Below are 12,474 nucleotides of genomic sequence, written 5' to 3'. Positions count from 1 at the left end.
ACACCATTAAATTGTGATATAATGGTTCAGTTGGAATATTAAACCTAAACTTTCAAAGGAGGATATATAAGTTATATGTCATTTACCGAAATTGCTGATATCGCTAAAATTGTAGGTGCAGCTGTAGGCGTGTGGGGAATCATAAAAGGATTCGGTTCATTTTACATGGAATCTTCCACTACCAATGAATTCGATCAATTATTTAAGGACAAAACTAAACGTAAGCAGATGGATATTTTTATGTTTTGGCAAGATATAGTCCTTGCTGCAATATGTGTATTTATTCTCCCTGCACTTTATTTTAAATTTTTTATACCTAGTGTAAGTGTACCAATTGACTATTCTTTCATTTTTAAAAAATTATATCAAGTAAGTGCACTCTTATTTTCTTTGATATTTTTAATACTTTTAATAATAGCAACCACCCTTCCCTTTATTAAAACTAATAGAAATAGTCTATTTTGTAGAATCACTAGATATGTTGGCCTATTTAATATGATTAATTTCATGTTCATTTATTGGGTCCTTTTCAATATCAAAATTGATATTAATCTCTTTCAAACTTCAAAGAATACTTTGGTATTAATCTTCCTCTGTATCCCATTATTTATGAGCTTCTTTTATAAATATTTAAATCAACAATTGAGAGATAGACATCAAACACAATATCTTGTAGAAAGCTTAAGCGAAGAAAAAATAAAAGAATTACAATTAATACATAATTTTATTATCGATGATAAAAGAAGTGTATTCCACGAAAAGTACAAAGAAGAAGAAGGACCTTTTTATGTATGTGATTTTTCATCTAAAGTGTATTTAAAATACTCAAAGATCAAAACAAGAAAAACCTCTTCATCCAAAATGTAACTGACCAAAAGAGCATCCATTAGAGATGCTCTTTTGTAAAAATACTCCGCTTTTAACTTTTTGTCTTCCCCTGATGGATTATCCAATACAGTTTATTTATTACATTCCATAAGAGGAACTAGCCTTTCATTTTAAATATAGGAACGTTTACTTTGAGATATCTTAAAAATATTTGATGGACAAACTCTACTTTAGTAATGTCTTTATGTATGAAATAACTATACTTATTAGTACAATGGGAAAGAAAACATTTACTAGTACATATAATTGGAGGATTAATATGAGTCTCTTTAAGTTTCTATTTAGAACAAATGGTGCAAAGAAACCATCAAAACTCTTAGACGATACACCAAATAATATAGAATCTACATTAACAATTACATCAACAATGGGTGGAATCTCACCAACTGGAGAAGAACACTGTGATTATTATGTTTATGAATGGTTCGTTACAAATACAAATGAAGTATTTTATGTCGGTAAAGGGCGATCAGGAAGATATAAAGATAAAAGTAGAGATGAGCTATTCAAAACTATACAAGAAAAACTATCTATTGATACCAGAATAGTGTATAGCAACTTGTCTGAAGAAGAATCTTTAGACAAAGAAAGTGAATTAGCCATACAGCGCTTTTTTGAGGGGAATACATTAATAAACCGTATAACTCCATTTAGTATACCAAACATTTATTGGTTAGTTGAAAAAAGACTCGGTTATTCGGAAGAGGAATTATACCGAAACGTAGATTTATCTAAAAGGAATTGGAAAAGTGCGGTTTATCAAATAGCAGAATCACTCATTGTGGATTCATTACCAAAAAAAGAAACAATGAATTTACCCCAGTATGATAAAGTAACACTTGAAGACTTATTAGCCACTCATTTTATTCATCGAGGAGTGAGCCAAAATGCAATTTTAGAAGTATTTGATTTTAAGGTTGAGGATCCTTTCGAAGAATTAGAAAAGAAAGTAAAAGAAGTTGAATCTTTTGTGAAAGAACATGGGGGACGCATTTATGCCTCACAAGCAAAAAGAGCCAAATCTTTCATTTTTAAGATTGATGAATCAAAATTAGGAACTGCTGAAATGAGGGAAAAACGTCCTGAAGTTAAGATGTATCGCCTTTATGATGTTTTACAATTTATAGAAAGTTTCAAAAACTAACCTTCATAAATTAATTAAGAATAGAAAAAACAGCCTTCTCAAGATGAACTCTTAAAAAGGCTGTTTTTTCAACTAAAATAATTCTATAAGTTTGAATTTACCTCAATTTTATATCCTAATTTCTTTAATCCCGATTACAATTTTATTCTCTTGATACTTATCTAAAACTATTTAATTAACTTTAATTTAATTGATATCCACTAACTTTTTTTTTTAAAATTAGCAATGAAATATTTTCAGGAAATGAATCTTTGGATGCTTTTAACTCCATAGCTTCTTCATCTGTCACATTGCTGATTATAGCCTTACCAGCAATAGAGTTTTTTATATCATAGATTTGGATTTGGACTTTTTTTTCATCCACAAATGAAAAGTTTCTAAACCATTCCAAGCATTCTTGTCTCTTATGATAAATGTTTTGTTCAATATTTTTTTCATTTTTCTTTTGTATTTGATAATACATTAATACTGAGAAAAGCATTAATAATAAAAATACAAGGGATTACTAATTGAGCAAAACTAAAAGTATCCCATCCTTTTTTCAATAAAGATATTATCTCAATTAAAATTACAGTAACAAAATAACTAATGGGTAAGCAAATATAATATACAAGCTTGAAAGCATCCTTTTTATCAAATAAAAAACTTACTTTTCGAGATCTAAAAATACCAATTATTGACCAAGTGATAAACCATAAAAGCCCAATAGCTAACTGTACGATTAACCAATTTGGCATTTGAATCCCACCTTATTCTCCCTCCTTCATGATATTAGCAATAAATGCAGTAATGGCAGGGATTTGAGAGGTGGTATTGGATTTGTATACCAAAGCTGAATGAATAACAAAAGAAGATATCTCCAAAGGGCCATTTTTAAAGACCTTTTGGGATACCCTCTTTTGTCGTTTATATATAAAATAAAATTATTTATTTTCCTCTTTCTGAACATATACATAAGCATCTTTCTGCTCTTTATGTACATCCACCTTCGAATTCTCTGCAAGCTGACCCGCGTTTAGCAAAGAAAAAATAATGAGCGCTTCTAGTGACATTTTGTTTTACCACTCCTTTCTAGTTGTTATACATTTATCATACCGCTTACATGTGATTTCCGTATGAACTCGAAAAGGAGATTACAACAAAAAGGTTACAGAACTATGAATGCACGCTATAATAACCATTAAATAGGAGGTGGACTCTTTTGACAATAAACCAAATGGTTCAATTGGGTAGTGCATGTATGTTGTTTATTACTTCCGCGCTTATTAATTGGTATCAGGGAAGTAATTTAATAGATGATCCTGATGAATGGAAATATAGCGCTAAGTTTACGAATTACTTCAAAGGCACCGTTTCTAATTACGAAGATATTTATCAAATTGATTTCTTTATATATGCAGCAAAATTTTATCCAACAGCATTTATCGTTATGTTAGTTAGTTTACTTTATATGCTCATATTAGTTCTTTATATTCTATTTAAAAGAAAAGATCCGGCGATTTAAATCCATACATAAAAAACCCCGAATCATAAACTTTTCAGCCTATAATTCGGGGTATTATTTGTTTATATTCGTTTCGGATTAGTAACGAATTAAGAAATATTTCTTTTTACCGCGGCGAATGATTGTGAATTTACCTTCGATGCGGTCGTTTTCTGTTACAACGTAGTCTAATGCTTGTGTACGCTCACCGTTTACGTAGATTGCGCCGTTCGTTACATCTTCACGTGCTTGACGTTTTGATGGAGAGATTTTGCTTTCTACAAGTAAGTCGATTAATACTGTATCTTCTGCAGTACGTTCTACAGATGGTACGTCTTTGAATCCTTGCTCGATTTCGCTTGCAGTTAGTTCTGCTACAGAACCGCTGAATAATGCAGCTGAAATTTTAATCGCTTGTTCTAATGCTTCTTCGCCGTGAACAAGTTTTGTCATTTCTGCACCTAATGCTTTTTGTGCTGCACGTTTTTCTGGTGCTTCAGCTACTTGTTTCTCAAGCTCAAGAATTTCTTCATGAGATAAGAATGTAAAGTATTTTAAATATTTAACAACATCACGGTCATCTGTGTTAATCCAGAATTGGTAGAACTCGTAAGGAGTTGTTTTCTCTGGGTCTAACCAAATTGCGCCGCCTTCTGTTTTACCAAACTTCGTACCGTCAGATTTTGTAACAAGTGGAATTGTTAAACCGAATGCTTTCGCATCTTCTTCTGATTTACGGATTAATTCAAGACCAGCTGTAATGTTACCCCATTGATCACTACCACCGATTTGTAGGCGGCAATTATGGTGTTGGTATAAGTTTAAGAAGTCGTATGATTGTAAAATCATGTAACTAAACTCAGTAAATGAAATACCAGTTTCTAAACGAGATGCTACTGTATCTTTTGCTAACATATAGTTTAAACCGAAGTTTTTACCGATATCGCGTAAGAATGAAATGACATCTAAGTTACCAAGCCAGTCATAGTTGTTAGCCATTGTTGCTGGGTTGTCCACGTTTTCGAACTCTAAGAAGTTTGAAAGTTGATTTTTAATGCTTTCTGTGTAGTAAGCAACTGTATCTTTCGTATTTAATGTACGCTCTGCTTTTTTACCACTTGGGTCACCGATCATACCAGTACCACCGCCAACAAGTGCGATTGGTTGGTGACCAGCTAATTGGAAACGACGTAACATTAATACTGGTAACATATGACCGATGTGTAAGCTATCCGCTGTCGGGTCGAAACCACAGTATAATTTAACGCTTTCTTTTTCTAATAATTGCTCAAGGCCCTCAGCGTCTGTTTGCTGATTAATTAGACCGCGAAATTCAAGATCTTGTAAAATACCCATATCCTACATACTCTCCTTTAAGTTCATTACTGGCGTGAAGGTTAAAAACATAAAAAAATCGCCCCTTCAAATAAGGGACGATTTTGATTATCGCGTTACCACCCTAGTTGCAGACCAAAAAAAGCCTACCACCTTATTTACATAACGGCTTAGCACCGTCTCTTCCCTTTTGAATACAATTCAATCGAAAAAAGATGCTCTAGGGGCGTAATTCGCGATCATCTATGTGCTGATTTTCACCGGCCATCAGCTCTCTAAAACAGGGAAATGATCACTACTTCTCCCTTTCCACGCTCAATTATTCATATACTTTTCTTTATACCATCATTTATATAGGCGTGTCAAATAGAGGTCAGTTTTCCCTCCTTGCCAATCCTTTATAACGCCATAAAGAGTATCGTAATAAGAGAAAGAATTGGAACCCCAACTAATAACGATACATGAAATACAATTGATAAATCATTCCCAATCGTAGCCTCCACAGGATCTTTCGCCGGGGAACCAAGAAACCCGATTAATCGATCGAATCGACTTACCGTTTTTGGAAAGTCCGGTACTTCTACATGGTCACTATCTAAATGCTGTTTTAATTTATATTCACTCTTAAAGGGATTTTCGCTCAATTTCGTCCACCTCCAGCAATTGTTTCAATTTCTTTATCCCGTTATGAAGTCTCGACTTCACCGTTCCAACTGGAATATCTAATACCTCTGCAATTTCTTTTTGCTGCATGTCATGATAATAAGAAAGGATTAGGACTGCTCTTTGCTCTTCTGGAACTTTCAAAATTGCTTCTCTTACTGTGAGCCGATCTTCGTGAGAAAATTCTTTTTCCGGAATCGGCACTAAAAATGGCAAAAGCGTACGCCACTTTTTTCTCCTATTTAATTTATTAATCATAAGACGATAACCAATTTGAAATAAATACGTTTTTATTTTTCCCTTTTCAGGTTCATACATATGTTTCTTACGCTCTAGCGTCAAAAACGTATCTTGCACAAGGTCGATACTTAATTGTTCATCTCGGTTAAAACGATACAAAAATGTATATAGCGCTGGTTTGATTAAAACGTATAGTTTTTCCCCAGCCTGCTTATCTCCACTTTGATACGCAAGCATAAGTTCCTCCTCAATCCCAATCTGCGCCATGATTTTTGATCTCCTTTATTCCTTTTAACGTTAATGAAATACGGGAAATTAAATAGCAACTTGCGACAATAATCCATACTTGTGATTGATTCGTAAAAAATTGAACATACGGGTTTTGAATTGTCTCGCCAGTTGAAACTAAAATATTTAATGCTTGCACACATATACATGCATACACTGCCAGGCAAGCCGAAATCGTATCAAATACATTCCAGCGAAAATATACTTTTGTTTTTGTAAAATCAATTTTATATCCATTTTTTCTTACTATATGTTTTCTATCAAATGGAATAATGATTGAAAATATAACAATCATCATAACTCCAGCTGTAATCATTGATACTTTAAATCCGATTGGCATCGGTAATAGCAAACCACAAGAAAATACGACTATAACTCCAATTAAAGCAAAAGTAAGAAGTAATTTATTAGACATAAAAAAGCCTCCCTCATCTATTCTTTCATAAATGTATACAGACGAGGAAGGCACTTCGTTCAAATAATATTTTATTTTTTTATAATCTTTGCAGGATTTCCGCCAACTACTACATGATCTGGCACATCTTTTCATACAACTGGATCAGTCGGTATATATATTTCTCCTAGTATCATTTTTTCTTTTTCTGTTTTCATTTTATTCCCTCTTTAATTTCTATGTAGGTTAAAGAGAGAATAAAAAAGAAAGGCCTGAACATTATTTCGTTCAGACCTTTCTCTCTTAATCTTCCATCGTTGATAAGTCACCTGTTGGTAAGTTTAACTCCCACGCTTTTAATACGCGGCGCATAATTTTACCGCTTCTCGTTTTCGGTAATTTATCTCTAAATTCAATTTGTCTTGGCGCTGCATGAGCTGCTAGACCTTTCTTTACAAATTGACGAATTTCTTCTTTTAATTCTTCAGATGGTTCGTATCCTGCACGAAGTGCGATAAATGCTTTAATGATTTCGCCGCGCACCGGATCAGGAATACCAATTACACCAGCTTCTGCAACAGCAGCATGCTCGATTAATTTGCTTTCTACTTCAAATGGTCCAACGCGCTCACCTGACGTCATAATTACATCGTCAATACGCCCTTGGAACCAGAAGTATCCATCCTCATCCATGTATGCAGAGTCACCTGATACGTACCAATCGCCTGGCATGAAGTAAGACTCATACTTTTGCTTGTTATTCCAAATTCCGCGCATCATCGCTGGCCAACCTTTGCTAATTGCTAAGTTACCCATTGTGTATGGAGGCACTTCATTTCCTTCATTATCAACAATCGCTGCTTTCACACCTGGAATTGGTTTACCCATTGAACCTGGACGGATTTCCATACAAGGGTAGTTACAAATAACTTGTCCACCTGTTTCTGTCATCCACCACGTATCATGAATACGAAGTCCAAATGCGTTCATACCCCATCGAATTACTTCTGGATTTAACGGTTCACCAACGCTTAATACGTGGCGCACTTGTGATAAATCGTATTTTTTAATTGCATCTTGTCCAGCACCCATTAACATACGGAAAGCTGTTGGTGCGCTATACCAAACTGTTACACTGTAATCTTGCAGTGCTTCATACCAAGCCTCTGGACTAAAGCGTCCGCCTAAAATAACATTTGATGCTCCGACTAACCACGGTGCGAAAATACCGTAAGCTGTACCAGTTACCCAGCCTGGGTCAGCTGTGCACCAATATACATCGTCTTCTTTTAAATCTAATACCCATTTTGCCGTTTGATAGTGCTGAACCATTGCGTTCTGCGCATGAAGCACACCTTTTGGCTTACCAGTAGAACCAGACGTATAATGTAGAATCAAACCGTCTTCACGGCCTAACCATTCAATATGTAATTCTTTTGAAGCTTGTTCGAATAAAGGATTGAATGCTACTGTTTTACCGCCTTCTTCTACATGATCTCCAACAAGGAAAACTGTTTTTAAAGCTGGTAAATCATTTAATGGTACACGCTCTAACAATTCAGGCGTTGTAATTAACACTTTTGCTTCGCTATCTTCTAAACGATCGCGAACTGCGCCTTCCATAAATGCTTCAAATAACGGACCAACAATTGCCCCTAATTTCACTGCACCAAGAAGGGCGAAATATAACTCTGGGGAACGCGGCATAAAAATAAAAACGCGATCGCCTTTTTCTACATCGCCATAATTTTTCAGGACGTTTCCTGCTTTATTAGAAAAATCCTTCATTTCCTTAAATGTATACTTCTCTTTTCGCGATCCATCTTGATAATAAAGGGCTACTTTATTCTTTCGATCGGATTTCGCATGCTTATCAATTGCCTCATACGCCATATTTACTCGGCCTGTTTCATTCCAAGTAAAGTTTTTATTAACCTCTTCCCAGTTAAAATTTGCGTATGCCTCATCATAATTCGGCAAATTATTTTCTCCTTTAATGACAGGAAGCGTTTCTACTTTCATACTTTACATCCCCCTCCTATGTATTCTATTATCTATTATAATAACATTATTTAAAATTTTCAGTATATTTGTTGATTTTTAGACAAATTTTTAATGACAAATTTCGATTCACATCGCATATATTATAAAGTACGATATGAATAGATTCACAAACCCTCAAGGTGGTGAGCAATACATTGATTCATAAAAAAATATATAATGCTAGAAACTTAAAAACAGCGAAAGGCACTTTAATTATTGAAGGGCCTGTCTCTACACATAACTTAGAAATGTATGAGTTTCATCCAGACTTAATTGCGTTTCGTCCTGCCGAGCAGCAATATAAAGCAATTGTCGAAATTTCTAAATTACCAGAAGCTCGTCTCATTATTGCTAGACATGACCAAACGATTGTTGGGTATGTTACATACTTGTATCCTGATCCACTTGAACGATGGTCAGAAGGAAAAATGGAAAACTTAATTGAACTCGGGGCAATTGAAGTTGTCCCAGCCTTCCGTGGTTGCGCTGTCGGAAAAAACTTATTAGAAGTTTCCATGATGGACGATTATATGGAAGATTACATTATATTGACGACTGAATATTATTGGCACTGGGATTTAAAACAAACAGGCTTAAATGTTTGGGAGTACCGAAAAGTAATGGAAAAGATGATGAATGCTGGCGGGTTACAATGGATGGCTACAGATGATCCTGAAATTTGTTCACATCCTGCTAACTGTTTAATGGTCCGCATCGGTAAACGCGTTGATACGGATTCTATTCAAGCATTTGATCGTCTACGTTTTCACAATCGTTTTATGTACTAATAAAGGGGGCAACTGGAATGATTGTAGAAGAAATTATGAATCAAGATGTAGTGACATTACATCCAAACGATACAATCGAAACAGCAATCCGAACGATACGTACGAAAGGCATTCGGCACATTCCAATTGTCGATCAAAATAATCATGTCGTAGGCATTATTTCTGATCGGGATGTAAGAGATGCAAGTCCGTCTATTTTAGATGAACAAGTTTCACTCGATATGCTGAAGCAACCGCTTGAACTGATCATGAAACATCCTGTTATGACTTGCCATCCTCTCGATTTCGTTGAGGAAATTGCTACTTTATTTTTTGAAAATAAAATTGGCTGTCTTCCTGTTACAAAGGCTGGAAAGTTAGTTGGAATCATTTCTGAATCAACTGTACTGCATACGTTAGTGAAATTAACAGGGGCACATCAACCGAGTTCACAAATTGAAATTCAAGTAAAAAATGAACCTGGTATTCTTGGAAAAGTCGTTGCTATTTTTAGCGATTTACAAATCAATATCGTGAGCGTTCTCGTCTACCCAGCAAAAGATGAGAATGATAAAGTACTCGTTTTCCGCATTCAAACGATGAATCCGCTAAAAGTGATTGATGCACTTGAAGCAGAAGGCTACCGCGTATTATGGCCGAACATTATGGGGATGCAAGCATGAGTAGCGCGTTTATTTATTCGGATGACTTTCGGGGCTATTCATTTAGCCCTGATCATCCTTTTAACCAACTGCGCGTCACACTTACGTATGACTTATTACAAAAGGGCGGTTTCATCTCTCCTTCTCAAATCATCTCACCAAGGATGGCTACAGATGAAGAGATCGCCTACGTTCATACAGAAGAGTACATAAATGCGGTAAAACGTGCTGGAGAAGGTAAGTTAGAAAAATCAATTGCGATGACATATGGACTCGGAACAGAAGATACACCGATGTTTCCAAATATGCACGAAGCAAGCGCATTACTCGTTGGTGGTACGTTAACAGCTGTCGATGCTGTTCTTTCCGGGAAAGTAAAACACGCGCTTAACTTAGGAGGCGGCTTACATCATGGCTTCCGCGGCAAAGCATCTGGATTTTGTATTTATAACGATAGCTCCATCGCAATGAAATATATTCAAAAGAAATACGGTTTACGCATTTTATATATTGATACAGATGCTCATCACGGTGATGGTGTACAGTGGTCTTTTTATGACGATCCCAACGTATGCACCATTTCACTACATGAAACTGGTCGATATTTATTCCCTGGAACTGGTGCTGTAAATGAACGCGGACAAGGTAATGGTTATAGTTATTCTTTTAACGTTCCACTCGATGCTTTTACAGAAGACGAATCTTTCTTAGATTCCTATCGAACTGTCGTAAAAGAAGTGGCCGCATACTTTAAACCGGATATTATTTTAACGCAAAATGGCGCTGACGCACATTACTACGATCCACTTACACACCTTTGCGCAACGATGAATATTTACCGTGAAATACCGAAGCTCGCTCGCGAAATCGCTAACGAATATTGCGAAGGTCGTTGGATTGCTGTCGGCGGTGGTGGCTATGACCATTGGCGCGTCGTCCCAAGAGCGTGGGCACTCATTTGGCTCGAAATGAACAACATCCAAAACATCTCAGGTTATCTCCCTCCAGAATGGATTGACGCTTGGAAAGGACAAGCAGAAACAGAACTTCCCCTCACATGGGAAGATCCAGACAACATGTATAAACCTATCCCCCGTAAACCAGAAATTGAAGAAAAGAACGCATTAACTGTAGCGAAAGCTCTTGAAATTATTCGGAATAATATGACAAAATCTTTGTACTAAAGGAAAAGGAGGCTCGTTTTTGAATAGCCTCCTTTTATTTATTGTCGGTTTCTGTCGGTAAGTCGATATATCTTGATAATCGCTGATATATTTTGAGTTGCGGTCGATATATTTGGAAAATCGCTGATATATTTTTATGTACTAACGGACTTTATAAGGAAAGGTCGTGATATTATGTGGACACAACAAATGATCTACACGAAACGCGGCACATTCGAGCTTTTTACTAAAGGCAGTGGCGAACCGCTTTGCATTACACATCACTATTCACAATTTAATGAAACTGGTGATTACTTTGCGGATGTTTTCACTTCTACACATCGTGTATTGCTCATTAATTTACGAGATGCTGGTAACTCCGCAAAAGCCAATTCAGAAAAAGAATTACGTATGATTGAAACGGCTCACGACTTAGAAGCAATACGAGAAGCTTTACAACTTCCAATATGGCATTTCGCTGGTCATTCAACAGGTGGTATGCTTGGACTTTTATATGCAATTACCTATCCAAAATCCTTACAATCGTTAGTACTCGTTGGAGCGGCAGCAAGCAACTACACCGAAACACCTTTTTGCATTTATCATCCAGAACATCCACAATTTCATTATATGCAACAACTCATCAAAAGCTTAAAAAGCCCTCACCTTACAAGTGAAGAGCGGAAAGAATTATCTACTAAACGAACAAAATTATCTTTATATAAACCGGAAAACTACAACTCTTATTTTGATAAGCCAATCCAAAAAACAATGTCTGCTAGCCGAATGAATGCTTTTTCTCACGAATATCCAACATTTAATTTACGAGAACATTTACCTTCTATGAAAACAAAGACTCTTATTATATGTGGAAGACACGATGTGCAGTGCCCGATTCAGTATTCTATCGAGATGCATGAGGGCATACGCAATTCTATTTTTGTGATATTTGAAGAGAGTAATCATTATCCTTTTTTAGAAGAAGCTGCTCAATTTATTTCTACTACTCAAAAATTTTATAAATCGTTACACTAGTACCGTTATTATTAGAGAAAGCTCGCAGCCTCTATAAGACTATGAGCTTTCTTTTCAAACGAAATATTTCGTACTATATAAAAATAAAAGATAAAAGGAAAAGAGCACCAAACCTACATCAAGCAACACTGACTTTTTATCTCCTTCTTTCAAACCTATCGTAATATTAAAAATGCTTCTAACTATCCAACCTAACACCAAAAATAACCAGCCGAAATGATCATTCGTATAATCGTCATCATAAAACATTTGTATTGCACCAATAATTAATAAAATAATTATAATATTAGTTCCAATCCTTAAGACCTTGTTTGATTTATTATCCTTTAATTCAGCCCCCAAAATGTTGCACTCCCCTTCAAACCATCG

At 35.5% G+C, this 12,474-nt stretch carries 16 protein-coding genes and 1 other annotated feature; of the genes, 7 read left to right on the top strand and 9 right to left on the bottom strand.

The genetic code is table 11. The annotated features are described in order from the left end of the window. Positions 1 to 75 precede the first annotated feature (75 nt). Entirely contained in the window at positions 76 to 867 is a 792-nt protein-coding gene (locus ACTFRS_RS12195; protein WP_431084519.1) for a hypothetical protein, read from the top strand. Between the two features lie 280 nt (positions 868 to 1,147). After that, positions 1,148 to 2,032, top strand: coding sequence for a hypothetical protein (locus ACTFRS_RS12190; RefSeq protein ID WP_431084520.1), 885 nt, complete (start codon positions 1,148 to 1,150; stop codon positions 2,030 to 2,032). Between the two features lie 181 nt (positions 2,033 to 2,213). Here the strand turns inward: ACTFRS_RS12190 and ACTFRS_RS12185 are convergent, their stop codons facing one another. The 3 genes from ACTFRS_RS12185 to ACTFRS_RS12175 all read right to left on the bottom strand — a co-directional run bounded on the left by ACTFRS_RS12185 (position 2,214) and on the right by ACTFRS_RS12175 (position 3,084). Further along, a complete protein-coding gene (locus tag ACTFRS_RS12185) occupies positions 2,214 to 2,423 on the bottom strand; it encodes a hypothetical protein (protein WP_440024916.1) in 210 nt (69 codons plus the stop codon). Positions 2,424 to 2,466: 43 nt separating this feature from the next. Next, positions 2,467 to 2,769, bottom strand: coding sequence for a hypothetical protein (locus ACTFRS_RS12180; protein WP_440024918.1), 303 nt, complete (start codon positions 2,767 to 2,769; stop codon positions 2,467 to 2,469). Positions 2,770 to 2,955: 186 nt separating this feature from the next. Continuing rightward, positions 2,956 to 3,084: a hypothetical protein gene (locus ACTFRS_RS12175; protein ID WP_000050944.1), complete on the bottom strand. Its 129-nt coding sequence runs from the start codon at positions 3,082 to 3,084 to the stop codon at positions 2,956 to 2,958. 149 nt (positions 3,085 to 3,233) lie between these two features. Here ACTFRS_RS12175 and ACTFRS_RS12170 point away from each other — a divergent pair, with 149 nt between their 5' ends. Next, entirely contained in the window at positions 3,234 to 3,536 is a 303-nt protein-coding gene (locus tag ACTFRS_RS12170) for a YjdJ family protein (RefSeq protein ID WP_016718675.1), read from the top strand. A 78-nt stretch (positions 3,537 to 3,614) separates the two neighbouring features. Here the strand turns inward: ACTFRS_RS12170 and tyrS are convergent, their stop codons facing one another. The 5 genes from tyrS to acsA form a co-directional block, all read right to left on the bottom strand. Further along, a complete protein-coding gene (gene tyrS / locus ACTFRS_RS12165; RefSeq protein ID WP_001994474.1) occupies positions 3,615 to 4,871 on the bottom strand; it encodes a tyrosine--tRNA ligase in 1,257 nt (418 codons plus the stop codon). Between the two features lie 70 nt (positions 4,872 to 4,941). Then, positions 4,942 to 5,171 (bottom strand) — a binding site (T-box leader). Positions 5,172 to 5,248: 77 nt separating this feature from the next. Beyond that, the gene (locus tag ACTFRS_RS12160) at positions 5,249 to 5,494 is read right to left on the bottom strand and encodes a hypothetical protein (RefSeq protein ID WP_431084522.1); all 246 of its coding nucleotides are present in this window, start codon (positions 5,492 to 5,494) and stop codon (positions 5,249 to 5,251) included. Then, the gene (locus ACTFRS_RS12155) at positions 5,475 to 6,020 is read right to left on the bottom strand and encodes an RNA polymerase sigma factor (RefSeq protein ID WP_029440135.1); all 546 of its coding nucleotides are present in this window, start codon (positions 6,018 to 6,020) and stop codon (positions 5,475 to 5,477) included. Before ACTFRS_RS12155 ends, ACTFRS_RS12160 begins: the two co-directional genes overlap by 20 nt. Next, positions 6,001 to 6,456 (bottom strand): hypothetical protein, encoded by a 456-nt coding sequence (locus ACTFRS_RS12150; protein WP_000066452.1) that lies wholly within the window; start codon positions 6,454 to 6,456, stop codon positions 6,001 to 6,003. The genes ACTFRS_RS12155 and ACTFRS_RS12150 overlap by 20 nt, the downstream gene beginning before the upstream one ends. 282 nt (positions 6,457 to 6,738) lie before the next feature. Next, positions 6,739 to 8,457, bottom strand: coding sequence for an acetate--CoA ligase (acsA, locus tag ACTFRS_RS12145; protein ID WP_440024921.1), 1,719 nt, complete (start codon positions 8,455 to 8,457; stop codon positions 6,739 to 6,741). Between the two features lie 176 nt (positions 8,458 to 8,633). Here acsA and acuA point away from each other — a divergent pair, with 176 nt between their 5' ends. The 4 genes from acuA to ACTFRS_RS12125 all read left to right on the top strand — a co-directional run bounded on the left by acuA (position 8,634) and on the right by ACTFRS_RS12125 (position 12,105). Continuing rightward, entirely contained in the window at positions 8,634 to 9,266 is a 633-nt protein-coding gene (gene acuA / locus ACTFRS_RS12140; RefSeq protein WP_000581384.1) for an acetoin utilization protein acetyltransferase AcuA, read from the top strand. Between the two features lie 17 nt (positions 9,267 to 9,283). Then, positions 9,284 to 9,928 (top strand): acetoin utilization AcuB family protein, encoded by a 645-nt coding sequence (locus ACTFRS_RS12135; protein WP_000634566.1) that lies wholly within the window; start codon positions 9,284 to 9,286, stop codon positions 9,926 to 9,928. Further along, positions 9,925 to 11,091, top strand: a complete 1,167-nt coding sequence (acuC, locus tag ACTFRS_RS12130) for an acetoin utilization protein AcuC (RefSeq protein WP_440024923.1) — start codon at positions 9,925 to 9,927, stop codon at positions 11,089 to 11,091. The genes ACTFRS_RS12135 and acuC overlap by 4 nt, the downstream gene beginning before the upstream one ends. Positions 11,092 to 11,265: 174 nt before the next feature. Next, positions 11,266 to 12,105, top strand: coding sequence for an alpha/beta fold hydrolase (locus tag ACTFRS_RS12125; protein ID WP_440024925.1), 840 nt, complete (start codon positions 11,266 to 11,268; stop codon positions 12,103 to 12,105). 54 nt (positions 12,106 to 12,159) lie between these two features. Here ACTFRS_RS12125 and ACTFRS_RS12120 read toward each other — a convergent pair whose 3' ends face one another. Next, positions 12,160 to 12,447 carry a hypothetical protein gene (locus tag ACTFRS_RS12120; RefSeq protein WP_087954081.1) on the bottom strand — a complete coding sequence of 96 codons (288 nt, stop codon included), beginning with the start codon at positions 12,445 to 12,447 and terminating at the stop codon, positions 12,160 to 12,162. Positions 12,448 to 12,474 lie beyond the last annotated feature (27 nt).

The sequence above is a fragment of the Bacillus cereus group sp. MYBK139-1 genome (assembly GCF_051916915.1).
GTDB lineage: Bacteria > Bacillota > Bacilli > Bacillales > Bacillaceae_G > Bacillus_A > Bacillus_A pacificus.
Note: the sequence above shows the minus strand (reverse complement) of the source record. Positions and strands in the feature narration are given on the sequence as shown.

Coding starts and splice junctions, on each gene's coding strand:
- acsA (WP_440024921.1), bottom strand. CDS start 8,457: ATGAAAGTAGAAACGCTTCCTGTCATTAAAGGAGAAAATAATTTGCCG.
- ACTFRS_RS12195 (WP_431084519.1), top strand. CDS start 76: ATGTCATTTACCGAAATTGCTGATATCGCTAAAATTGTAGGTGCAGCT.
- acuC (WP_440024923.1), top strand. CDS start 9,925: ATGAGTAGCGCGTTTATTTATTCGGATGACTTTCGGGGCTATTCATTT.
- ACTFRS_RS12135 (WP_000634566.1), top strand. CDS start 9,284: ATGATTGTAGAAGAAATTATGAATCAAGATGTAGTGACATTACATCCA.
- ACTFRS_RS12175 (WP_000050944.1), bottom strand. CDS start 3,084: ATGTCACTAGAAGCGCTCATTATTTTTTCTTTGCTAAACGCGGGTCAG.
- ACTFRS_RS12125 (WP_440024925.1), top strand. CDS start 11,266: ATGTGGACACAACAAATGATCTACACGAAACGCGGCACATTCGAGCTT.
- tyrS (WP_001994474.1), bottom strand. CDS start 4,871: ATGGGTATTTTACAAGATCTTGAATTTCGCGGTCTAATTAATCAGCAA.
- ACTFRS_RS12190 (WP_431084520.1), top strand. CDS start 1,148: ATGAGTCTCTTTAAGTTTCTATTTAGAACAAATGGTGCAAAGAAACCA.
- ACTFRS_RS12150 (WP_000066452.1), bottom strand. CDS start 6,456: ATGTCTAATAAATTACTTCTTACTTTTGCTTTAATTGGAGTTATAGTC.
- ACTFRS_RS12155 (WP_029440135.1), bottom strand. CDS start 6,020: ATGGCGCAGATTGGGATTGAGGAGGAACTTATGCTTGCGTATCAAAGT.
- ACTFRS_RS12180 (WP_440024918.1), bottom strand. CDS start 2,769: ATGCCAAATTGGTTAATCGTACAGTTAGCTATTGGGCTTTTATGGTTT.